Source organism: Paenibacillus sp. FSL L8-0494 (assembly GCF_038003695.1).
GTDB classification, from domain to species: Bacteria; Bacillota; Bacilli; order Paenibacillales; family Paenibacillaceae; genus Paenibacillus_AQ; species Paenibacillus_AQ odorifer.
In genome coordinates, this window is record NZ_JBBOPQ010000001.1 from 1,686,443 (window position 1) to 1,709,768 (window position 23,326).

Consider the following 23,326-nt stretch of genomic DNA (forward strand, 5'->3'; position numbering starts at 1 on the left):
TTTATCCCCACCTTGAAGAGTTAAATAAAACTCATAAAGGGTTGAGGCTACGCATTAAAAGAACAAAACAAGACCTGTCTGATGACAGGTCTTGTTTGTCTGCCCTTTCCTATTTGCTAGCGCCCGAATTAGCCGACTCCTGCAATTGCCCTGATTCACGGTGCTTCCGACTCATGAATACCAAAGACAATGCAATTATCGTGAGGATAACCCCAAGGACTTGAAATCCCGCGAAGCTAAACTTACCTCCCATTATGATACCTATTAACAATGAAGAGAGAATGGTTCCCAGGTATCTCGATGTATTAAATAATCCGGAGGCTACACCGATGATTTCTTTTGGAGAACTTTGGAACAAGGCTGCTTGCAGGCCGACATTGTTCAATCCGTTGCTGATACCAAATGCAGCTAAAGCCACACATACACTGATCACCGGTGAAGTCTGATTTAAGGTCACAAGCCACACTGATCCCAATGTCATCAGGACCCCGGACACCAGCAATGCTGGCCGGGGTCCTGATCTATCGATCCAGCGTCCTGCTATTGGAGCAGTAACCAGCGAGCATAATCCCAGCGTTAGCATGAGAATCCCAGTTTGGAATTCACTGACATGACGTACCATTTGCAAGTAGGATGGAATCCCGAAAAAGAGTGAGTAAAAAAGTACATTAACGAGCATGAATTCAACATTAACCCAAGTCATTGCCGGATATTTGGCAAATGTACGTAAAGGAATAAAGGGTGACGCCGCTTTTAGCTCATGCCGGACGAATGCCCCCAGCAGAATGAGTCCTGTTAGCAAGGTAATGACATGTATTAATGAGATATGTCCGGATGATTTTGCTGAAAGCAATCCAAGGAGCACGCCAACCAGCCCCACAGTGAAGAGCAGGATTCCTGACGCATCAATCAAATCAAACCATTTGCGCAGGGACATTCCCCGGGTAATGGTTGTTGACGGTTCGTCCTTGGGGATATGCCTCCAAGATAATAGAAAGCTCGCCACCACGAATGGAATATTGACGAAAAAGATAGCTGGCCAGTCCCACCAGTGAATAATAACCCCGCCAATAAAGGGTCCAATTGCTGCCGCGCCGGATAGGAAGATGGATAAAACAGACAGTGCGGTCGCTTGTTTCTCCGTAATATGAATCCGCACAATGGCCATTCCAACGGCAACCATCATGCTAGTTCCAATGGCTTGCACAATACGGAACACGATGAGACAGCCAAAGTTTGGGGAGAGAGGAGCTAATAAACCTGCAATGAAGGATACGACAAGCCCGGTAAGAAATATTTTCCTCCGGCCGAATAAATCGCTGGCCTTTCCCATGACAGGTTGAGCGATGCTGCTTGCAATGTAAAAAGAAAAAATAATCCAGGAAACACCTGTATAGTCAAGCTGGAATACATTTTGCAGCCTTGGAATAGCCACAGACACCATCGAAGAATTTAAAGGGTTCAATAAAATCCCCAGACCTACTGAAATCATTAACCACCTGTTGCGAACACTCATTTTAAATCCCCCTAAAGCTTATTAATGTCATCGTACTTGAAATCGATTATTCATTCCAACGCATTTTATGTTATGATCTCATTGACTTGAGGGAATGAATGGAGGTGCGAAATGGAACTTCTGCAACTGCAATATTTTCTCGCGGTAGCTCGGTTGGAACATATGACTGAAGCTGCACGAAATCTACACGTTACTCAATCTTCACTAAGCAAAACGATTCAGCGTTTGGAGGAGGATCTGGGGGTACCTTTATTCGATCGGGTAGGAAGAAAGCTGCGACTGAATGAGTCCGGAAGCCGGTTCCTTCGCCGAGCTGAAAGGGCATTATTTGAATTGGAGCAGGGAAAACAGGAGCTTAGCGATTTATCCAGTCCTGAACATGGCACACTCGAATTAGCGGTGACGACCGCAAGCACATTACCCAATATCCTGCGAGAGTTTCGGAAAAAGCGGCCTGATATTCAATACCATGTGCAAATGTTGACCACGCAGGAAATGGTTACACTTCTTAATAGAGGAGAGGTTGATTATTGCTTATCCTCACCTCCAATAAAAGGGGATGACATCGAATGTCAAATCGTCTTTATCGATCCGATTCTTGTGGCTGTTCCAAAGGGGCATCGGCTGGCTAATCGAAGCAGCGTATCTTTGACAGAGCTAAGGGATGAATGGTTTGTTGGTGTAAAGAGTGGCTATGGTACTCGCGATTTAATAGACTCTGTATGCAAATCGGTTGGATTTGTGCCTAAATATGTGTATGAGGGGGATGAACCTGCAAGGCTTAGCACTCTTGTGGAAGCTGAAATTGGCTTAGCTTTCATACCAAGCACGGCACGGAATTCACGGGAAGATATCCAATACCTCCAAGTAGAGAATCACGAATTGGAAAGGGAGATAGCTTTATTGTGGCACAGGAGCCGGTACATTTCTCAGGCTGCTTTGGAATTTCGGGAGGTAGTTGTAGAATATTTTGGAGCGTTATCCAAACAGACAATTTAATTACGCCGCAGAACAAATAACAAACCAAGTCCCCGTTACCTTCCGTTACGTTCAACGGTCCGTAAGTGGGGTTTTCTTTTGGGTTAAATACGTAGAATCTTTAATCATACATACGTTTTCCTATAATTATGGGGGGTAACACCTTTAATATTAGCGTAGTAGTGCGTAGCAGCGAGGCTGTAAAATAGTGTGAGTACACATGAAAGCGTTTACATAAAAGGAGGGGGTCTGTAAGTAAAAAGATTCATTTGTGATGATGTTCTACTGCTCTTCGGAATGATTGTGCCACTGTTGAAATTGAGGATTTAGCAGGTAAAGAAATTAGCGTGGGAATATAGGGCTGGTGCTAATAAGGTAGGTCATTAACTGATTTTTATGAAAATCACTAGAGGAGGAATGCATTAAATGAGTAGAATGCTTAAACAAGTAATCTCGATTTTACTCGCAGCTGCCTTGCTTATTCCGACAAGCTGGATCGCTCCGGTTACTGAAGCTGCGGCGCAGGATACGACAGTATCATCAGATACGGTAACGGTATATCACGAAACTTTTGCGAGTGGCAAGGGTATTGCAGCTCAAGCAGGCAGTGCTAGCCTTACACCTGTGACCGATAAAGTTTTTACTGGCAATGCTGACGGCGCAGCTTTATATGTAAGCAACCGAGCGAATAACTGGGACGCGGCTGATTTTAAATTCAGCGATATGGGCCTAGAAAACGGCAAAACCTACACGGTAACTGCATCCGTGTATGTAGACGCTGATGTGACTGTACCTAGTGGTGCCCAAGCTTATCTTCAAGCGATAGGCAGCTACGCTCTTTTGGCAAATGTGAGTTATGAAGCAGGCAAAGCAATCACCTTGACGAAAGAATTTACCGTGGATACGGACAAAGATACAACACTGCGTGTTCAATCCAACGATGACGGGAAAACGGTTCCGTTCTACATTGGGGATGTATTGGTCACAGAAAAGGTGGCTACAGTAGAGCCAACTCCAACACCAGAAACACCTAGAGACCCAGCTTTACCTTTTACCACTGTTACTTTTGAGGATCAAACGGCAGGTGGTTTTGAAGGCAGAGCAGGTACTGAAACGCTTACGGTTACTAATGAAGCGAATCATACGGATGGTGGTTCATACGCTTTGAAGGTTGAGGGCAGAACCAGTACATGGCATGGGCCGACATTACGTGTGGAGAAGTTTGTGGACAAAGGCTACGAATATAAAATTTCGTTATGGGTCAAGCTGATCCAGCCTGCAAGCTCGCAGCTTCAGCTGTCCACGCAGGTTGGCGATGGAAGCAGCGCCAATTATGTGCAGCTCGCACCTAAAACCATCAGCGCAAGCGATGGCTGGATTCAGTTCGAGGGAACTTACCGTTATAACAATGTAAGCAGTGAGTATTTGACCATTTATGTGGAAAGCTCCAGTAATAGCGCGGCCTCATTTTATATCGATGATATTAATTTTGAAAAGGTAGGCTCTGGCCCGGTTGATATCGAAAGAGATCTTGTGCCGATTAAGGATGCTTACCAGAGTGATTTTCTGATCGGAAATGCGATAACCGCTGAGGATCTGGAAGGTGTCAGACTTGAGCTTCTGAAAATGCATCACAATGTTGCTACGGCAGGTAATGCCATGAAGCCGGACGCGTTGCAGCCTACGAAGGGCAACTTCACGTTTACCGCGGCAGATACAATTGTAGATAAAGTACTGGCTGAGGGCATGCAGATGCATGGACATGTGTTGGTATGGCATCAACAATCGCCTGCATGGCTGAATACAACAACAGACGCAGCTAACAACACGATCCCCTTGGGACGGGATGAAGCTCTTATGAATTTGCAGACCCATATCCAAACCGTTATGGAGCATTTTGGTGACAAGGTGATCTCCTGGGATGTTGTAAATGAGGCGATGAGCGATAACCCATCCAACCCAACAGATTGGAAAACTGCGCTGCGATCCGCCCCATGGAAAAGTGCTATTGGAGCAGATTACGTAGAGCAAGCCTTCCTGGCGGCAAGAGAAGTGCTGGACACGCATCCAGATTGGGATATTAAGCTCTATTACAACGATTATAACGAAGACAATCAGAATAAAGCGCAGGCCATCTACAGTATGGTCAAAGAAATCAATGATAGGTACGCGCTGACTCACCCTGGCAAATTGCTTATCGACGGGGTTGGCATGCAGGGGCACTACAGCATCAATACGAACCCAGAGAATGTGAAGCTATCCTTGGAAAAGTTCATTTCCTTGGGTGTCGAAGTAAGCATAACTGAGCTGGACATTCAGGCCGGAAGCAACTATCAGCTTTCTGAAAAGCTTGCTAATGCGCAGGGTTATCTGTATGCACAGTTGTTAAATATCTTCAGAGATCACGCTGATTCTATCAAACGTGTTACCTTCTGGGGAATGGATGATAATACAAGCTGGAGAGCTTCATCCAATCCGTTGTTATTCGATAAAAATCTGCAAGCTAAGCCGGCTTACTATGGCGTTATCGATCCTGATACCTTCATTGAAGAGCATGAGCCTGAATCAGTAGAAGCCAATCAATCTACTGCCAAATTCGCTGCACCTGTTATAGACGGAACAGTTGACGAGATCTGGAGCCAGACCGCTGAGATTCCGGTCAATCGGTATCAAACCGCTTGGCAAGGAGCGAGCGGAGTAGCAAAAGCACTCTGGGATGATCAATATTTATATGTCCTAGTCCAGGTGAGTGATACGCAGCTTGATAAGAGCAGCGTGAATGCACATGAACAGGATTCGGTCGAAATCTTCGTAGACCAAAATAATGGGAAAACGACGTTTTATCAAGATGATGATGGCCAGTACAGAGTCAATTTTGACAACGAGACTTCATTTAATCCTTCAAGTATCGCAGCCGGCTTCGAATCGGCAACCCAGATTTCCGGAACAAACTATATGGTTGAAGTGAAGATTCCACTTCAAGGGATCACTCCGGACAACGATAAAAAGCTTGGTTTCGATGTACAGATCAACGATGCTAAAGAGGGCTCACGTCAAAGTGTCGCGGCTTGGAACGATACGAGTGGAACTGGGTATATGGACACATCCGTTTATGGTGTGCTTACTTTAAAGGGGAAATCTGCCGGTCCGGAACCAACCCCAACGCCGACAACAGCACCGACACCGACACCAACGAGCCCAACCGATCCAACAGACCCAACTGACCCAACAGATCCAACGGATCCAACAAACCCAACGGAACCATCGGCAACCCCGACACCTGTTCAAACAGCGACGCCAGCGCCAACAAATGCACCAACGGGTAGCAGCACCGGTAATGTTGTATCAACTCCACAACCTGGAGCCATTACAAACAAAGATGGTATTGTTACGATTAAACTGGAGGTAAAGTCCGATAATGGGTATGTCATAGGTACGATCTCCAGCGACAACATGAAAAAAGCGCTTGAACTGGCTAGTGTAGCGGCAAACGGCAAGAAACAAATTATCATTGAAGTGCCAAAGCAAACGGACACGAAAGGGTATGATATACAATTACCGACCCAAAGTCTAATGGGGAAAGAAAACTATGAACTATTGCTTAAGACGGAAAAAACCACAATTCAAATTCCAAGCAATATGTTGTCCAATGTAACAGACAGTGCTGAACAAGTATCCATACGAATAAATAAAGTCACCACGGACAGCTTGGAAGCAGCTACCCGCAATATGATTGGCAACCATCCAATTATCGGTCTAAGCTTAGTAGCAGGTGACAAAGTTATTCCTTGGAATAACCCTAACGCACCTGTAACGATAGCCATTCCTTACGTGCCGACAGCGGAGGAGCTTAACCATCCAGAGCTTATCGTCGTTTGGTACATCGATGGCAAAGGCAACGTAATGCCGGTTCCGAACGGTCGATATGATGCTGCAACCCAAACGGTTGTCTTTCAAACAACTAACTTCAGCACTTATGCAGTAACCTTCGTAAAGAAAGACTTCGGAGATCTGCAGAATCTGTCATGGGCTAAACAAGCTATAGGCGTTATGGCGGCTCGCGATATCATCAAAGGAACGTCGGTGAACAGCTTTTCACCTGCAGATTCAATCAAACGAGCGGATTTCATTGCTCTCCTCGTAAGAGCGCTTGAACTGAAGGGAACGGGCAAAAGTGCAATAATGTTCAACGATGTCCAAAAGACGGACTATTATTATGATGAACTGGTCATCGCGAAGGAACTGGGAATTGCTACAGGTTTTAAAGATGATACGTTCAGACCCAATAGCAATATCTCCAGACAAGATATGATGGTGCTGACAGCACGCGCGCTGGCGGCAGCCGGCAAGCAAGTTAAGGCGAGCGGTACTGTAGCTGCTTATCTAGATGAAGCAAGTATATCCAGCTACGCAAAAGACAGCGCATCATTGTTGATCAAATCCGGAGTCGTAAACGGAAAGAATAATAGAATTGCGCCGAACGATACGCTTACCCGTGCTGAAGCGGCAGTCATCCTGTACCGTATCTGGAAGCTGTAGTCCCGGCAGCAGAGAAAAAAACTCTGAATTAGCTCATGTTCATTTTTAATCTGAAGAGCGGAAATACGTGTATAACCATCCCTTGCGTTCTTCTGTTTTAAGCATCGCTGCTCACCTCCCTGCGGAGAGGAGCAGCGATTTTTTTGTGTATGTTCCGTTAAATCGGAGCTAAAACGGAAAAAAATGTCACGAAACAGACCGCTCAAGTGTTATAACTGTACTGATAGTAGAAAGGAGACAGTCGTGGACTCTATTGAAGAAAAGATAAAGCGGGTACAAGCGGGGGAAGTCTACCTTTTTTCAGATATTATCAGACTCTACCAACAACGGATCTACCTCTACTGCTTTCGCTTGTTGAACAATAAGGAAGAAGCCGAGGATGCGGTTCAGGACATATTTATTAAGGCTTACCAGAACATCGGCCATTTTGAGTCTCAGGTGAGTTTTAACTCATGGCTCTACAGGGTTTCCTATAATCATTGCCTGAATCAACTGCGCCGGAAGAAATTTCAAAATCAGCTGCGAAAATTACTCAGACAGGATGTAACCACTAAAAGCGCTGAACAAATGGTAGAAAATCAGTTGTTCAGTGAATCCGTGGCCTCTGCCCTGGAAAAGCTTAGCGTGGAGGAACGCAATCTGTTGATTTTGCGCATTTTTGAAGATAAATCATTTGCAGAAATTAGTGAAATTCTGGGTAAAAGTACGGTCACAGTTAGGAAACGGTACGAGCGGACAAGGTGCAAGCTCAGAGAAGTCATTGAAAGAAAGGAGAAACAACTATGCGCAAGGACGAATTGACTTCCGAAGAGTTGTTTCTGAAGGAGGGGGATAATTCTGCCAAACTTCCGCTGGTTGATGTTCATGATTCTGTAATCCAAGCCATCGGGCTAGGTAATGGTCGCCTTGCTGTTAAGCCTGTACCTCACCAGCAAGAGGGAGACATCCCAGATATTATGCATAGAGTGGAGCCAGAAACCTATGCCAAACGATACCGTAAGCGCATGTGGAGCAGGCCTGTAAGGAGATGGGCAGCGGTGCTGATCCTGGTTATCTTGGTAGGAGGCAGCTATTCCTTGTTTAAGGAGAGTCCCTGGCAAGCTGCCCAATTTCAATATGAGGTGCTGCCATACGAGCCGCTTCTTGCAACGAAGGAAGGGGGGACGATTGAAGTATCTAAGAATCCGTTAGTTCCTTCAAAGGTAAAAATTCCTCAGAGAGTGGCGACCAAAGAAGAAGAGCTGCTGAGTGAAAAAAATTTAGAGGCATATAGAGTTGTAGAGAAATTATTACTACCGGGAGAGGGCGCTTCTTACGTGTTAAAAAAGGAAGGTGCTGGAGATGAACGTCCTCAGCTTGGCAGAGTTATTCCTGCGATGCTATTTAATGATTATTCCAGTTATTTAGCCAAAGCAGAAGAGTATAAGGTGCCATATTTGCCACGTCCGGAGTATCTGCCAGAAGGGTATGTTTTTGATCAAGCATGGATACAACCTGATTTTGAGGTCAACGAGAATGAACTGCTTGCCCTGACTGATGGTATAAAGCTGGAAGGCGGTTACCGGGTTATGTGGAAAAAAGAAGCTACGGCCAGTATTAATTATGACTATTCGTCGATGAGATACAAAAAAGGGGAGAGTATGGTAAGAATTAATGCCAAACACATCAAGGCAAAGTCCGGAACGGTGGAAAGCTTACTAAGGACGAACACCACAATCGTACAGAATATTCTTGTTAACGGAACCCAACTGATCTATACGGAAACTACAAACAATGAAATAAAGTTGGGGTATAGATACAGACTTGTCTGGACGGATCCAGAACAAAATGTAGTATACGATATGACTGCTGCACCGGAGTCTTCTTCTTTAACCAAAGAGGAGGTTATCCGAATTGCTGCCGACATGATGAAATAAGTATAGAAATTTGATGTCACAAATCCGGTAACGTAAGTGTTATGTAAGAGTACTACATATACAGGAAGGTGAGGTATTTTAATGAATAATAGAAAAACACTCATTGCCATGACCAGTATGACCCTAATGTTCGGTTTAGGTTATGGCTTCAAAGGAGAAGCCTACGCCGAGAAGTCTGTTGCTCAGTCTGTGGAAGAAACCGCCATTAAGGCGGAAGTCAAATATATAGCTCAGGGCATCGATGAAGCTGCCAAAGCGAAAACAGATCAGGAACAAAAAAAATTCAAGAATCTCAAAGATCTGCAGCAGAAAGCATTAAGTGAAGAGCTTAAACCTGGAGAAATCAGATATGTGTATATTAATGACAAGGAATATCAAGCCTATGCTAAGGGATCACCCACTGCGGGTGCATATTATTCCCTTTCGTTTAATACGTATAATGAATATGTGGAAAAGTATGCTGCCGGCAATACCTCCATGCCACTGCAATTGCAAGAGCCTCCGGAAGGCTACAATTTTTTCAGGGCAATTGTTTCTCCATATATGACGAAAAAAGAACAGGATAAGATATACTATCAAGTGATCGCCGAGGGTAAGGCGTCCGATAAGAAAATATATGTAAAGAAATTGCAGGAGAAGCGTACAGCTATCAACATCATCTATAATATGACCACAGAGAAAAATGGTAAAAGAGGAGTTCTTGCCATCGCTGCCGAACCTGCAGGACCTAAGGATACGACTGTTGAATCCGAACCAGCAAATGCACAGTCGCAGAAGCTAAAAGTGAGTGGCCAAGAGGTGGTATACACACCTATTGATAAGATGGAGTACAAGTCAGTTGCATGGATGAATCCAAAGACCCGTGTCAATTATATTATTCGGGAAACCGGTGGACACCTGACCAAGGAGGATTTGATTGCTTTGGCAGGACAGATCATTGAAGCTTCGGCGTAGAATGATTCTAAGACACTTACTAATTAATTTGATTAAGGCAGCCCCCAGGGCTGCTTTTTGGTTTGAGTATAAAGATCTATAGTATTCACGCTATTTAGGAGATTAAAAGCGAAATGTGGCGTTGGCAATGGAAATGTGTCTTTTTTAAGTATTCACAAATAAAGAACGAATATCCTATCATTCCAATATTTACAATATTCGATATAAAGTGATATAATTTTCGAGATTCATATACATAAACATGAAAGAAGAGTGTAAGATGCTAAAGGTAACAAGTAAAAAAGTCATGTCAATTATTACAGTTAGCTCAATGCTGTTGGCTGTGGGTGCAGTCGCTTACGCAGACACGACATTGAAGAAGATTTCTGCATATCAGAATGCGGCCATCAGCATTGAAGTGGATAATCAGAAAGTGAACCTGTCAAGTAGTGAAGGAACAATGTACCCAATTATCTATGAGGGACATAGCTATGTATCCGCCAAGGCTGTATCTGAAGCACTGGGGGCAACCGTGAAATGGGATAACAGTCGTCAAGCTGTTGTGATCACATCGGCGAACGGCGGAACATCTACATCCGTTGTCCCGGATAAGGACAATACCGTTGCACAAGCTACTGCGAAGCCAGCAACCGTATCTACTCCGCCTGCAACCGAGTCCACACCGCAGGCAACACCAAAGCCTGCTGCCTCATCTTCCGCTACGACTTCCAGTAACAGCGGCGTTTCGTTTGCAGATGCAGTGAAGTTAGGTACTTCTTTTACTTATACGGACCTTGATAACAATTATAGCCCTAAAGGTGATTCAACATCTGTTCAATATACTTTCACTATCAATAAGGTTACGTCGACTACTCTCGGACAATTACATGCTCTTGGGTTTGAGGAACATGTCACTGATCCCGATGTAGCTGTAGATTATGTCCTGCTTGATGTAACGCTTAAGGTGAAGAACGCCACTCTTGTAAAAGGTAGTCAGGACCAAGGGCGGAAGTTCCTTTCAAGTTTTACACCTACCATTTGGGGGGTAGAAACATCCAGTGGACAATACTATATTGGTGGCTCTAGTGATTATTTTGAGGGATCTCTCGGAGAAAATATCGAAAAGTTGTTAGCTGATTTTCCTGAAGTCACCCCAAGTAAACCGGGTTCTTTTGAAGCTTCGGGTAAAGTTATTCTGCCAATAATCAAAGGCAAGGAGAACAACCTTGTTCTTTATAGAAACGATAGCAAGCTTGAGTCCGACAAAAGGTCCATCTATTTTAAACTGAAATAGTTATGCAAGTTAGCAGATGGTTTGGTCGCTAATTGTTGTAATAAAGATCAAACTAAAAAGAGATCAACGATGTCATTCATCGTTGATCTCTTTTTTATGATTCTTAAACAGTGCTGATAACTTCTATATATCAAGCTTCTTTGGCAATGACTTTTTTTAGCTTCACTTTGGGTTCTTGCTCAGGATCAGGCGCTTGCCCAACACGTTTAATAAAGAAAGATAGCAGCAGACCGAGGATGCCAATTCCCACAATCACTAGATAGGAATCATTGATCCCTTGAATGGATGCTTCCATAATCATATGTTCCTGTGTTCCGTTCTGTGTGCTGCCAGAGGCCAGCATATCCTTCATATGCGTTGTAGTACGGCTCGTCATTACGGTGACGAGCAGGGAAGTCCCGACGGCGCCAGCTACTTGTCGAATGGTATTTGAAATCGCTGTACCATGCGCACTAAGCTTGGCGGGTAGTTGATTTAGACCCAAGGTTTGTATAGGCATGAGAAGGAGAGCCATCCCGATCCGGCGGCCTGTTGACATGTATACCAGATACATGTAGCTGGTTGAGTCGGTTAAGTTCACAAAGCTTAGAGTCGTTGCAATTGTAATTAACAATCCGATGATGGCGAGCCATTTCGCTCCGAACCGGTCGAACAGCTTTCCGGTTACCGGCATCAACAATCCCATTACGAGTGCACCGGGAAGCAGCAGCAAACCGGACTCCATCGCTGTAAAACCGCGGGCATTCTGCAGGTACAGAGGCAGCAGCATCATATCCGCATACATCACGATTGTAACTGCGATACTGATGACAGTCGTTAAGGAAAACATATTGTATTTAAAGGCCCGGAGATCAAGCAGTGGATTTTGGGAAGCCAGCTGTCTCCAAGTAAATAAGCCAAGGGAAAGCACACCTGCTGTTAAAGACAATAACACTTCTGCGCTCGACCAGCCTGCACTGGCAGCGCGGCTGAAGCCATACAGCAAGGTTCCAAAACCAATGGTAGAAAGAGTTACGCTAACAATGTCCAACTTGGGAAAGATGCGTTCTGATACATTTTTTAAATAAATAAATCCGCATATGATTACAATGACGGTCAAAGGAATCATGCCATAAAACATAGTCTCCCAAGAATAATGTTCCAAAATATATCCAGCCAGAGTAGGTCCAATCGCAGGCGCGAAAATAATGGCTAGCCCTACCATCCCCATGGCAGCCCCTCTCTTTTCAGGAGGGAACAGGGTCAAGATGACATTCGTGAGCAGTGGCATGATAATCCCGGCACCAGCTGCCTGAATCATACGCCCGGTCAACAGAACAGGGAAGTTTGTCGCGAGGGCCGATACGATCGTTCCAGCCAAAAATATAAACATAGAAGCTTGAAAAAGCTCTCGCGTCGTAAATCGTTGCATTAGATAAGCTGTAATTGGAATTAGAACACCATTAACCAGCATATACCCCGTTGTCAGCCACTGAGCTGTAGCCGCCGAGATATTAAAATCATGCATTAACTCCGGAACGGCAACGCTCATTACCGTTTGATTCAGTGTCGCAAGAAAGGCGCCCAAAATCATAATGAATAAGATGGGGCCCTTTTTCACGGAACTGCTTGTTACTTCTGTCTTTGTACTCACTCCACTCCATCCTTTCAACTCGTCGATCATGGACTAAATTTACAGTGTGTTGTATAGTTTACAATGCATGAATTAGATTATAAATGAAATTTTCATGTAATCAAGCAACAATTTGCGAAAAAATGTAAAGTAGTTTACATTCGTTCTAAAAATGTAGTTTTTTCTTTTTAAAAAACAACAATTATCTAAAATATGTAGCTTACAATATGAAAGTAAAAGATTGGAGAGTACAAGATGAATAACACAACGCAACGTACAGATCCCCGGGTACTTCGAACACGTCAATTGCTTAGAGATGCTGTGATTGAATTGCTTGAGGAAATGGATATTGAGAAAATATCAGTAAATCGTATTGCAGAGCGGGCTAAAATCAATCGGGTTACTTTTTATCTGCACTATCGGGATCTCCCGGATATGCTGGAAAAGATGGCGGATGAGATGGTGGGGGACATTCTACAAGTGGTGAACAACGATGACAACCATCACCAGTCGGTTGATGAAGAGAATTTGAGGATATTAGAAAGTCTGCTTAAGCATATTGCGGAAAATGCAAAATTCTACAAGGTCATACTCACATCCAAACGAAGCCCGATTTTTACAGATCGCCTGTTTAATTTGATGGCGGAAATCATTTCTGCGCACCAGGAGAAAAAGGAGGGGACTGCTGATCATTCAAAGACGCCGATACAGAAGGACATTGCCGTTTGGTACGGTTCAGCAGCTCTAATCGGCACGGTTATTTCTTGGCTCCGAGATGACATGCCCTATACGCCTGTGTATCTTGCCAGACAAATTAGTATGCTGCGTGCGAACTAGCAACGGGTTCCGACTAATGAACGGAGAGGAATTAAATGAACACGAACAAACAGCCACGCATCGTTGCGCGGCTGTTTGTCGTATTTAGAGCAGGTAAATCACTGCACACTGAGATTATCCCAGTTGACTTGGAATTCCTTCAACATCCCTTCTTTGGTCAGCTTGCCGCCGAGATACCCTTGTATGCTGCTGGATAATTCCTGTGGCATCCCGTTCGGCAGACGGGTCCAGTTCCAGGTCAGCGCTTGATCTTTATCGGTATAGGCCAGCACCTCAGCACCTAGTGCTCCAAGATCTTCTTCGGTTCCCTTAATGTTGTCGAGCGCAGGGATGAATTGGAATTCCTTGGTGATATATTTTTTTCCGGTCTCGGAGGTGACGAGCCAATTCAGGAAGACCTTGGCCTCCTCCTTAACGGGAGAGTTTTTATTGATAACCCAATTGCTGGGTACGCCTACATAAAGCTTGTCGTTGTCTTCGGGAGTGTCGTCAATGGGCATGGGCAGGAGGCCCAGATTAAGATTGGGATCGATGCCGTCGATCTGTCCTTGTGTCCAGTTACCCTGCTGCATCATCGCAGCTTCACCGCTCGCTAGCACAGTGACTTGAGTATTATAGTCGGTCGAGAGCGGGTTCTTATTGCCGTACTCTACAGTAAGGTCAAGTAGATCGATCCACTTGGAGAAAATAGGGTCTCCGGCGAAGGTTTTGGAACCGTCTGTAAGTCCGGCGATGAATGCCTCCGGATCAGGCTGCTGGGCGAAAGGTACGTTTACATTATGATTGCCAAGCACGAACCATTCTTGGTAACCATTCGCAAAAGGTGTGATGCCTGCCGCTTTTAACTTCTCGGAGGCTTCGCGCAGAGCGGTTAGCGTCAATGGCTTCTCGGTGATTCCGGCTTTCTTAAATAGATCCTTATTATAGATGAAGCCGTATCCTTCCAGATTCATCGGCATCCCATAGAGTTTGCCATCGATGGTCATTTGTTCTGCTGCGAGTGGCTTTACATCCTTGGCCCAAGCTTCGCCGCTCAGGTCCTCCAGATATTCCAGCCACATATCACGTTCATTGTTGCCGCCGATGGTGAAGATATCCGGCTCATCTCCGGAAGAGAATTTGGCACGCAGCGAGGCGCCATAATCGGTCCCGCCTCCCACGCTTTGCACCTCAAGCTTAATATCGGGATGTTCTTTCTCGAATTCGGTCTTGAGCGAAGCCAGTGCTTCGGATATTTCAACCTTGAATTGGTAGATATGCACGGTTTTTACTCCATCTGCATTGTCGCTGCTGCGTCCGCAACCGGCTGTCAGAGCAGCCAGCAGCAGGGAGCATGCGAGGAGAATTCCACGTTTTGTTCTCATATTCATTCATCCTCTCTGGCTGAAAGCAACATGTATCGTTAGCCCTTTACGGAGCCTTGGGCAATGCCTTCAATAATATATTTTTGCATTACTAGGAAAAAGATGACCACCGGCGTAATCCCGAGCACAAGTCCTGGAAGCGCCAAATCCCACTGCTTCGTATATTGTCCGAAAAAGCTATAAGTGGCGATGGGAATGGTGCGGAGCACCGGATCCTGCAGAATAAGCGATGGCATCAAGTAATCGTTCCAGATCCACAGGGTGTTCAGTATGATGACGGTGACGATAATCGGTTGCATAAGCGGAAGAACAATCCGGAAAAAGGTACCATAAGGACTGCTTCCATCTACTCTTGAAGCTTCCTCGATATCGAGAGGTACCGATTTGACGAAGCCGTGGAATAGAAAAACAGTCATCGGGGCGCCAAACCCAAGATACGCTAAAATCAAACCGGCGGTTGAATCCATAACGCCCAAGCCGCTGACGACCTGCACCAGCGGGATCATAATAGATTGAAATGGGATAACCATGGCGGCTACTAATGCAATATAGAGCACACGGTTATACAAGCTGTTGTTGCGGACCATTTTGTAAGCGCACATAGAGCAAAGGAATGCTAGCAGAATATTACTAATCACCGTGATGATAAAAGAGTTCAGGAAAGCGCGAGGGAAATTGGTAGCTTTCCAAGCTTCCGCGTAGTTGCTCCACTGGAGTGCTGAAGGCAGCGCAGCAGAGTCTGATAGTATTTCACTATAGCTTTTCACTGAGTTAGCCAGCAAAAAGTAAAATGGCACTAAAAATAGAAGTCCCAGCAGGATTACAATCACTTCGATGAGAAGCAGGGGGACATTAAATTTCTTGGCGGTAGTCTCCATTACAGCTCCACCTCTCTTTTCTTGGTTGCTCTAACCTGTAATAGGGAAATCAAAGCCACGATGACGAAGAAAACCATCGCTTTGGCCGAGCCCATTCCGAACCGACTGATGGTATAGGCTTCATTGTAAATATTTAAGGCTACAGATTCGGTAGCTTTAAAGGGTCCACCCTTGGTCAGCGACAGGTTGAGGTCAAACAGCTTAAAGGACCAGGAGATAGATAGAAATAGACAAACAGTTACAGCGGGCATGACCAGTGGAAGAGTGACATGGCGCAAGGCCTGAAAACGTCCGGCTCCATCCACTTTGGACGCTTCAATTAGGCTTTGGGGAACATTGTTGATAGCAGAGATGTAGATCACCATCAGATATCCCGCATTTTGCCAGACAAATACGATAACAATCGCCCAGAATGCTGTCCCTCCGGTGCCTAACCATGGAAGATTAAAGAAGGACCAGCCGGTGGCCTGCCCAATAGAGGAGAATCCTCTGACAAAAATAAACTGCCAAATAAACCCGAGCAAAAGTCCGCCAATGACATGCGGTACAAAAAATACCGTTCTCAGGACATTACGTGTGAACAGTTTACGCGTCAGCACATAAGCGAGTGCGAAGCCAAGCAGATTGGTCAGCACTAGACCGAAGAAAGTGAACTTCGCCGTGAACCAGAATGAATTAAGAAAGGAAGGATCCTTGGTGAAAATATGTAGATAGTTCCGCAGTCCGGTCCACTCGACATGCCGCGAGATTCCGTTCCAGCTGGTAAATGAATAATAGAGTCCCAAAAAGAAAGGAATCAGCACAATAATAAAGAAAAACAAGGAAGTTGGCCCGACAAAAATAAACTGCTGCATCAGGCGTGATCTTTTTCTATGGTCCATCGTTCCTCACCCCTTTTGTTAATTTAAACTTTTCATTCTATAACCGAATTGGTCATTAACCGAAACAAAAAGTAACATCACGCACCAAATATTCTTAACCAGTTGCGGCATCTGGAGAGGTATAAATGCCTATGATAGCGCCGAAGTCGGCTGGACTTTCTCTGGATAATTTTCACTGGCTCGGAGCGATTTATTTTCAGGCTTGACAGCCTTTTCAAAGAATCGGTATGGTGGACTTGTCAGACAAATGGGAGGTAGAGTACATGTCAGGATGGCTGGGGAATCATTTTGTTACGCAGATTGGAATTTTGGTGAATGATGTTGAAAAGGTAAGCACGGCTTATGCGGAATTTTTTGGAATGGAGAAGCCGGAAATTATCGTTACAGATACAGAAGATAAGGCGCAGACTCGGTATAATGGCGAGGCGACGGTGGCGCGGGCTAAGCTGGCTTTTTTTGATATGGGCTCCCTGCAGCTTGAGCTGATTGAGCCAGATCAGCAGCCCAGTACGTGGCGTGATTATTTGAATGAGCATGGTGAGGGACCTCATCATATTGCTTTTGTGGTTGAAGGAATGAAGGAGAAGATTACGCTGCTCGAAGGCAAAGGGTTCCCACTCCAGCAAAAGGGTGAGTATACCGGGGGGCGTTATGCTTATCTGGACACGTTCAAGGAGTTAAAGATGATTGTGGAACTGCTGGAGAACGATAAGGATAAAGGAGAGGATTTATAGTGAATATACTAATTACTGGTGCCGGACGTGGATTGGGTTATGAGCTGGCGGCTGAGGCATTGAAGCGGGGGCATGGAGTCATTGCCGGGGTTCGCCGTCCTGATCAGGAACAAACAGCACTATCCCAGCTTGCTGCGACCTATGGCGAGAAGCTGACTGTGGCCGCGCTGGACGTGACGGATGAAGAAGGAATCGCGGCGCTTGCTGCGAATCTGCAAGGACAAGGCCGGACACTTGGTGCCATTATTAATAATGCGGCGGTGCTGACCGCCAGGGACACACAGATTGAAGAGCTGGATTTCCAAGATATGCTTACCACGATGGATATTAATCTTTACGGACCGATGCGGGTGGTTAAGCATTTCTTGCCGCTGCTCACTGAACCCAAACTTTCGATTATCAATATATCGTCGGAAGCAGGCAGCATTACTAATGCTTATTCGGGAGACTATCCATATTCCATCTCCAAAACGGCACTTAATATGTTCTCACAGCAGCTGCATGTGTATTTAAAAGAACGCGGGGTACAAGTACTCGGCGTACATCCTGGCTGGATGCATACGGAGATGGGCGGGGCAGAGGCGCCAACGAATCCGACCCAAAGTGCTGAGGGCATCATGGACTTGATCGAGAAGCGGACAACACCGGAAGGTCATTTCATGTTTGTAGATTATACGGGTAAGGACATGAAGATTTAAGTAAGAGTGTTCTAACTAAAAGAGGTAACTCAATAGCCATTCGTGGCTTCTGAGTTACCTCTTTTTGATTTTTCTATATGCTTATTTATTTCTTAATCAATAAATAAGTCTATGAATGGTATTATATTATTCATTTCTATGGGACTAATTATAATCTCCCGTTTGGGACAAGCCGCATAAATGACCACAAAGTATAAGAGGAACTAATCTCCTAGATGAATCCATTGGTCCAAGAGTCCCTAAGGTAAAGCGAATATAAATACTACTATGATCCTTCATCCATTTTAAAAGAGGTGAATCTAAGATGAAAAGACAGGTGAAACCTAGTAGGAGAAGAAGACCTGCCTCCAGACTGCAGCCTAAACGTAGTTTAATTCTTAAGGCAAAAGCACAAATCATTAACTTTGCGGTTATTGGTGATAGTCATGTGGGGTATGGAAACAGCGCAAGCATTTTTAGGAATCTTTTGCCTAAAGCTGTGAATAGCGGGAATAAGAGATTTGTTATTTTTGGAGGAGATAATACGCAAGCGGGAGCTAATCATGGAAATAATGCGAATGCTTACTACAAGGACTTCAAGGATACGGTAACAAGCACGCTCGGGAGTATTCCTTATAAAGCATCTATAGGAAATTGGGAGGCAAGTACACAGTCCTTATTCAGACAATATTTAGGTGCTGATGAAGGGCAAATGAATTTCCCGGGTACTCAGGGGAAGGTCAAGTATGTATGGCTTAATTGTGCGCTTGGACGGTTCACTCCGGGTAGTATAAATTTGTTGAAAAATTTAGATGATAGTTTTTATTATATTATAGATTTTCATTGGCCCCTCAAAGTGAGCGGGATTACGGTGGACCCAACCCATGTATTAAGCGCATCGGAGACGAATAAGTTTTTTTCATCCATTCCTACAAAAGTGAGAGATAAGGTGCTAGCTATTTTTACGCATCATGGACATCTGTTTTACCGAAAACTTAGTAATATATATCCCGGTTACAACAAAACTAAATTTTTTGTATGCGGATGTTCCGGGGAATATAAATGCAAAACAAATGGCGATCGGGGTTATTACAATGCCACATTATCCATCAACGGGACAACATTTAATGTGGATGCTTTTAAGGTAGCGGTCAATTAGTAAAACAAAGCTAAGCTGATTTTCGGGAGAAGCCGGGGTCAGCTTTAGCAACAATTCAGGCACAGGATAATAGTAAGCTAGCAGGATTATTTAATATATTTGTATAATAGTTTATATATGTATTAAATGAATCATATTGGAGGGCTACCGATGAGAGGGTTAGTATTTAATTCTTTAGAACAGGCGGGTGTCTCGGCTTTTGGTATGGAGCGCATTCGTACAGCCGCCGCGCAAATGGTTGAAGACAATATCACACCTGCGCAAGTTATTGTTGCTGCGAGAAAGGGGACGCTGCTGGTCCATCAAGCGAATGGAAAAACCGGCCCTGAAGCAGACGCAGCGGAATTAACCGTGGATACTATATTTCCACTCTGTTCCATAACAAAACTATTTACTGCAACCGCTATTATGATGTTAGTGGAACAAGGGAAAGTGGGTCTAAATAGGCCGGTTTCTGATTACATCCCCGAATTTACAGGGGAAAACAAAACAAAGGTATGCGTACATCATTTGTTGACACATACCTCTGGAATTGAGGTTGATGTGATTCGTTCTAATGGAATTGCCAAACAGGCGCAAGAGGAATATCCTCCACACGAACCTAATCAAGATCCAGAACTGCATAGTTACTTATATGGCGGTTATGATGCACCACTTAGCCATGAGCCAGGTACTGTGATGTCTTACTGTGGATATGGTTATGAGCTGTTGGGTGAAATCATACGGCGTGTTAGTGGACAAGCTTATGATGTATTCGTAAAGGAAACCATTTTTAAACCGCTGGGAATGGAAAATACATATTATCATGTGCCAATGGAAGTGCGGAACAGAGTAGTTAGACGTGCTCCTGAGGCAGCATGCGCGGAATGGGTAGACAGCGAATACAATTTGAATTCTGTATCTGCGGGGGGCGGCGCTTACTCAACGGCTATGGATTTGGCTGTTTTTGGCCAGATGTTCCTTAACGGTGGAATTTATAACGGAGTACGATTCCTTAGTCCGGTAACAGTAAAAGAAATGACCCGCAATCAAATTCCGGGCGTATCCTCACAATATAGAGATGAAGTTTTTCCTGAAGCGTACTGGGGATACGGATGGGCGATTAATGGCACGAAGCGTGACGGCGGAGATCTGCTCTCTCCTGATGCCTATTCACACTGGGGGGCGGCAGGTCCATTCCTCTGTGTGGATCCGATTTATCAGACGGTGACGGTTCATTTATCCGTAGAGCTGGATCACCAGAAGCCATTTAAAAATATGTATGTTGATTATTTCAATAATACCGTTCTGGCAGCGATCACAGATCTGTAATTCGGCCAAGGATCTGCAAGAATTTATCAAGGGTTGATTTTATAAAATCTAATATAAGAAAGCCAGTGGCATATATTAGTCCTATCTAATATGCACCACTGGCTTATTTTTTAAAAAATCTCTTGTTCAGCTACTGTTATCTGTAAACTCGATGATTGTGGCAGGATTTCTTATGTGTGTGCTTAACGCTTCCTTGAAGGAAATCCGTAATCTTTAGCACGCCACGCTACTAGCAGCGCAAGAATCAATAGTATAAACATTACCCACGGGAAGGAGCGGACACCAAGTGTTTCAATAAGAATCCCGCCCATCACGCCGCCACCGCCAATAGCTAGGTTCCATGCCGTCACCAACATCGATTGGGCCACATCTGCACTTTCGCCAGCGGTTTCGGCAACGGCTGTCTGTAGCAAAGTAGCCGCTCCTCCAAACGTCAACCCCCATACACCAACCACTAAATAGATCACTACGGGCTGGCTGCTACTAATGCCTAGTACAATGGATGACAAGGCGAAAGCAGCGAGGCTGATCAGAACCAATGGACGCAGCTTGCGGTCGATCAAAATACCGATGACCCAGATGCCAACAAGCGCTGTAATGCCGAAAATAAGCAGTACCAAGTCAACGCGCTGGGTTAGCCCGGCCTGAGTAAGATAGGGGGCAATGTAGGTATACAAGATGTTGTGTGCCAGTACCCATGCCAGAACAACAAACAGTACCGGCCGTACCCCCGGAATAACAAAAACCTTGTAGAGAGGGAGTCGCTTATCAGGGGCCTCTCCTGGATAGTCCGGTAGCTTCCAAAACACCCAAGCGATTAGCATCAGAGCCAATAGCGACATGATCCCGAAGATAGAGCGCCAGCCTACAAGGGTGCCAAGAAGTGTTCCCGCAGGGACACCGAGTGCCAGAGCGAGAGGCGTGCCAACCATGGCTACCGCCATTGCTCGTCCCTTGAGTGACTCCGGCACCATGCGCCGGGCGTAACCTGCTATCATCCCCCATAAGACTCCAGCGGATACGCCTGCGAAGAACCGAGCTATCAGCGTAAGTATATAATTGGAAGAAAAAGTGGTGACGGTGTTGAATATGAGAAAACCAAGGATGCACATTAGTAGCAGTGGTCGCCGCCGCCATCCACGCGTCACGGTAGTTAAGGGAATCGCCGCCAACAGTGAACCCAGGGCGTACAAAGTGACAAGTTGACCTGCAAGGGCCTCGGAGACTCCAAGCCCCTCACCTATTTGGAGCAACAAGCCGGCCGGAATCGTTTCGGTAAGAATACAGATAAACCCCGTCATAGCTAGGGCGAGTAATCCAGCCCATGGCAGACGTTCAGAAGAGGGAGTGCTGGAGGCACTTTGTGTGGCAGAAGATGTGTTTTGGCTCATAGAGAAGCCCCTCTCTTATATAATTTTAGCAAACCCAATGATACACACGACGAATAGGTCTACTAGACAGAGCGCCTAGGCCGGTTCATTCCGGACCCAGGCACCTTGTGTTCTTGCTCTATTTATTACGTCTATCATAAATGGCATCACAAAGGTCAACAGTAAACTGACCCGACATGCCTTCCAGTGCAGTATTAGTGAAAGCCACGACACTGAGGCGTTGCTTCGGATCGACGAACCACGAATGACCATAAGTGCCACCCATGCGCCAAGTACCCGGGGATTCCGGAGTGTCTGCGGCGACAGGATCCTTTAGTACCGTAATGCCTAGGCCAAAGCCTCGTCCTGGCCAGAAGGCCATTGGCAGATCACCGATCTGGTTGGTCGTCATATCGTGAACCAGTGACTCCGGTAGCAGCGGCGCTCCGCCCTTACGTAATGTTTCCAGCAGTTGCAAAAAGTCTCCGGCGCTGCCGACCATGCCAGATCCTCCAGAAGGATAGGCAGTAGTGTCAAATGCTCGGCTAGGGGCAAGCAGGAACCCAGCCGTTCCCTCCACAAAGGCAATACTGTCGGGCTCAAGTAAGGGCCGTGGCTCTGGAGTATCATTGGCATAGGAAGTGGCCAGCCGTTCTCGGTCAACTGCAATAAAACCCGTGTCGCTCATGCCAAGCGGCTTTGTCACGAGTGAATGTACAGCTTCACTGAGCGGTGTTTCTGTGACCTTTGCAATTACTGCTCCCAGCACATCTGTCGCGATGGAATATTTCCACTCGGTACCTGGCGTATAAAGGAGGGGGACAGAGGCAAGACGACGCAGGTTCTCTTCCAACGTGATGCCGGGCTGATCCATACCATCTGATACCCCTGCTGACTGATAGGAACCCTTCTCTTCTTGAAAAAATCGGTAAGACAGGCCTGCGGTGTGCGTTATCAAATGACGAATCGTCAAGGTCGCGAACTCGCCATTCTGCAAACGCGGCTGAAACTCTGGAAGCCAACGATCAACGCGGTCGTCCAGCTGTAGACGACCTTGCGCAACTAATACTAGGGCTGCCGTTGAAACGATAGGTTTAGTAACTGAAGCTAGCCGGAATAAGGCATCTTCTCGCATAAGTCGGCCTATCTCGCGGTCGGCAAAACCGGCAGCACGGCTATAAACCAGTTCCCCATCTATCATCACTTTAATGACAGCACCGACCAAACGCTTGTCAGCGAGGGTTCGATCGATTACTCTATCGATGCGACCTGATAAACATTCTGTATTTATTTTGTTTGAATCCAATATACTCATCTGTCTTCATCC

18 protein-coding genes are annotated in these 23,326 nt (G+C 45.4%); 11 read left to right on the forward strand and 7 right to left on the reverse strand.

Going from position 1 to position 23,326, the window contains the following annotated elements:
- Positions 1 to 109 precede the first annotated feature (109 nt).
- The gene (locus NYE35_RS07515; RefSeq protein ID WP_339811487.1) at positions 110 to 1,516 is read right to left on the reverse strand and encodes an MFS transporter; all 1,407 of its coding nucleotides are present in this window, start codon (positions 1,514 to 1,516) and stop codon (positions 110 to 112) included.
- 111 nt (positions 1,517 to 1,627) lie between these two features.
- Here NYE35_RS07515 and NYE35_RS07520 point away from each other — a divergent pair, with 111 nt between their 5' ends.
- From NYE35_RS07520 to NYE35_RS07545, 6 genes are all read left to right on the forward strand, one after another.
- Positions 1,628 to 2,515 carry a LysR family transcriptional regulator gene (locus NYE35_RS07520; protein ID WP_038569403.1) on the forward strand — a complete coding sequence of 296 codons (888 nt, stop codon included), beginning with the start codon at positions 1,628 to 1,630 and terminating at the stop codon, positions 2,513 to 2,515.
- A gap of 405 nt (positions 2,516 to 2,920) precedes the next feature.
- Complete coding sequence (locus NYE35_RS07525) at positions 2,921 to 7,033, forward strand: endo-1,4-beta-xylanase (protein ID WP_341120561.1); 4,113 nt, start codon at positions 2,921 to 2,923, stop codon at positions 7,031 to 7,033.
- Between the two features lie 243 nt (positions 7,034 to 7,276).
- On the forward strand, positions 7,277 to 7,834 hold the full coding sequence (locus tag NYE35_RS07530; protein ID WP_036675772.1) for an RNA polymerase sigma factor: 558 nt from the start codon (positions 7,277 to 7,279) through the stop codon (positions 7,832 to 7,834).
- Entirely contained in the window at positions 7,816 to 8,949 is a 1,134-nt protein-coding gene (locus NYE35_RS07535; RefSeq protein ID WP_076104735.1) for a hypothetical protein, read from the forward strand. Before NYE35_RS07530 ends, NYE35_RS07535 begins: the two co-directional genes overlap by 19 nt.
- Before the next feature lie 81 nt (positions 8,950 to 9,030).
- Positions 9,031 to 9,903 (forward strand): hypothetical protein, encoded by an 873-nt coding sequence (locus NYE35_RS07540; protein WP_038569409.1) that lies wholly within the window; start codon positions 9,031 to 9,033, stop codon positions 9,901 to 9,903.
- A gap of 259 nt (positions 9,904 to 10,162) precedes the next feature.
- On the forward strand, positions 10,163 to 11,176 hold the full coding sequence (locus NYE35_RS07545) for a stalk domain-containing protein (RefSeq protein WP_076104734.1): 1,014 nt from the start codon (positions 10,163 to 10,165) through the stop codon (positions 11,174 to 11,176).
- Between the two features lie 130 nt (positions 11,177 to 11,306).
- Here the strand turns inward: NYE35_RS07545 and NYE35_RS07550 are convergent, their stop codons facing one another.
- Positions 11,307 to 12,749, reverse strand: a complete 1,443-nt coding sequence (locus tag NYE35_RS07550) for a DHA2 family efflux MFS transporter permease subunit (protein ID WP_256717717.1) — start codon at positions 12,747 to 12,749, stop codon at positions 11,307 to 11,309.
- Between the two features lie 294 nt (positions 12,750 to 13,043).
- Here NYE35_RS07550 and NYE35_RS07555 point away from each other — a divergent pair, with 294 nt between their 5' ends.
- The gene (locus NYE35_RS07555) at positions 13,044 to 13,625 is read left to right on the forward strand and encodes a TetR/AcrR family transcriptional regulator (protein ID WP_341120565.1); all 582 of its coding nucleotides are present in this window, start codon (positions 13,044 to 13,046) and stop codon (positions 13,623 to 13,625) included.
- A gap of 98 nt (positions 13,626 to 13,723) precedes the next feature.
- On the opposite strand, the gene NYE35_RS07560 is transcribed toward NYE35_RS07555, so the two are convergent.
- From NYE35_RS07560 to NYE35_RS07570, 3 genes are read right to left on the reverse strand one after another with little or no spacing between them, the layout of a single operon-like run.
- Positions 13,724 to 14,995 (reverse strand): ABC transporter substrate-binding protein, encoded by a 1,272-nt coding sequence (locus NYE35_RS07560; protein ID WP_445321946.1) that lies wholly within the window; start codon positions 14,993 to 14,995, stop codon positions 13,724 to 13,726.
- Positions 14,996 to 15,027: 32 nt separating this feature from the next.
- Positions 15,028 to 15,867 (reverse strand): carbohydrate ABC transporter permease, encoded by an 840-nt coding sequence (locus NYE35_RS07565; RefSeq protein WP_036675762.1) that lies wholly within the window; start codon positions 15,865 to 15,867, stop codon positions 15,028 to 15,030.
- Complete coding sequence (locus tag NYE35_RS07570; RefSeq protein ID WP_036675760.1) at positions 15,867 to 16,748, reverse strand: carbohydrate ABC transporter permease; 882 nt, start codon at positions 16,746 to 16,748, stop codon at positions 15,867 to 15,869. Before NYE35_RS07570 ends, NYE35_RS07565 begins: the two co-directional genes overlap by 1 nt.
- Before the next feature lie 263 nt (positions 16,749 to 17,011).
- Between NYE35_RS07570 and NYE35_RS07575 the strand changes: the two genes are divergently transcribed.
- The 4 genes from NYE35_RS07575 (at position 17,012) to NYE35_RS07590 (ending at position 20,629) form a co-directional block, all read left to right on the forward strand.
- Entirely contained in the window at positions 17,012 to 17,482 is a 471-nt protein-coding gene (locus NYE35_RS07575; protein WP_076144491.1) for a VOC family protein, read from the forward strand.
- Entirely contained in the window at positions 17,482 to 18,180 is a 699-nt protein-coding gene (locus NYE35_RS07580) for an SDR family oxidoreductase (protein ID WP_036675756.1), read from the forward strand. The genes NYE35_RS07575 and NYE35_RS07580 overlap by 1 nt, the downstream gene beginning before the upstream one ends.
- Positions 18,181 to 18,484: 304 nt before the next feature.
- Entirely contained in the window at positions 18,485 to 19,318 is an 834-nt protein-coding gene (locus NYE35_RS07585; RefSeq protein ID WP_341032042.1) for a metallophosphoesterase family protein, read from the forward strand.
- Between the two features lie 150 nt (positions 19,319 to 19,468).
- Positions 19,469 to 20,629, forward strand: coding sequence for a serine hydrolase domain-containing protein (locus tag NYE35_RS07590; RefSeq protein WP_341032040.1), 1,161 nt, complete (start codon positions 19,469 to 19,471; stop codon positions 20,627 to 20,629).
- 182 nt (positions 20,630 to 20,811) lie between these two features.
- On the opposite strand, the gene NYE35_RS07595 is transcribed toward NYE35_RS07590, so the two are convergent.
- Positions 20,812 to 22,020 (reverse strand): MFS transporter, encoded by a 1,209-nt coding sequence (locus tag NYE35_RS07595; protein WP_341032038.1) that lies wholly within the window; start codon positions 22,018 to 22,020, stop codon positions 20,812 to 20,814.
- 118 nt (positions 22,021 to 22,138) lie between these two features.
- The gene (locus tag NYE35_RS07600) at positions 22,139 to 23,314 is read right to left on the reverse strand and encodes a serine hydrolase domain-containing protein (protein ID WP_341032036.1); all 1,176 of its coding nucleotides are present in this window, start codon (positions 23,312 to 23,314) and stop codon (positions 22,139 to 22,141) included.
- Positions 23,315 to 23,326 lie beyond the last annotated feature (12 nt).

Bases quoted from the DNA above. Each gene is read 5' to 3' on its own strand.
- NYE35_RS07570 (WP_036675760.1), bottom strand. From the start codon at position 16,748: ATGGACCATAGAAAAAGATCACGCCTGATGCAGCAGTTTATTTTTGTC.
- NYE35_RS07525 (WP_341120561.1), top strand. From the start codon at position 2,921: ATGAGTAGAATGCTTAAACAAGTAATCTCGATTTTACTCGCAGCTGCC.
- NYE35_RS07585 (WP_341032042.1), top strand. From the start codon at position 18,485: ATGAAAAGACAGGTGAAACCTAGTAGGAGAAGAAGACCTGCCTCCAGA.
- NYE35_RS07550 (WP_256717717.1), bottom strand. From the start codon at position 12,749: ATGATTTTGGGCGCCTTTCTTGCGACACTGAATCAAACGGTAATGAGC.
- NYE35_RS07595 (WP_341032038.1), bottom strand. From the start codon at position 22,020: ATGAGCCAAAACACATCTTCTGCCACACAAAGTGCCTCCAGCACTCCC.
- NYE35_RS07590 (WP_341032040.1), top strand. From the start codon at position 19,469: ATGAGAGGGTTAGTATTTAATTCTTTAGAACAGGCGGGTGTCTCGGCT.
- NYE35_RS07560 (WP_445321946.1), bottom strand. From the start codon at position 14,995: ATGAATATGAGAACAAAACGTGGAATTCTCCTCGCATGCTCCCTGCTG.
- NYE35_RS07600 (WP_341032036.1), bottom strand. From the start codon at position 23,314: ATGAGTATATTGGATTCAAACAAAATAAATACAGAATGTTTATCAGGT.
- NYE35_RS07520 (WP_038569403.1), top strand. From the start codon at position 1,628: ATGGAACTTCTGCAACTGCAATATTTTCTCGCGGTAGCTCGGTTGGAA.
- NYE35_RS07575 (WP_076144491.1), top strand. From the start codon at position 17,012: ATGTCAGGATGGCTGGGGAATCATTTTGTTACGCAGATTGGAATTTTG.
- NYE35_RS07515 (WP_339811487.1), bottom strand. From the start codon at position 1,516: ATGAGTGTTCGCAACAGGTGGTTAATGATTTCAGTAGGTCTGGGGATT.
- NYE35_RS07540 (WP_038569409.1), top strand. From the start codon at position 9,031: ATGAATAATAGAAAAACACTCATTGCCATGACCAGTATGACCCTAATG.
- NYE35_RS07555 (WP_341120565.1), top strand. From the start codon at position 13,044: ATGAATAACACAACGCAACGTACAGATCCCCGGGTACTTCGAACACGT.
- NYE35_RS07565 (WP_036675762.1), bottom strand. From the start codon at position 15,867: ATGGAGACTACCGCCAAGAAATTTAATGTCCCCCTGCTTCTCATCGAA.
- NYE35_RS07535 (WP_076104735.1), top strand. From the start codon at position 7,816: ATGCGCAAGGACGAATTGACTTCCGAAGAGTTGTTTCTGAAGGAGGGG.
- NYE35_RS07545 (WP_076104734.1), top strand. From the start codon at position 10,163: ATGCTAAAGGTAACAAGTAAAAAAGTCATGTCAATTATTACAGTTAGC.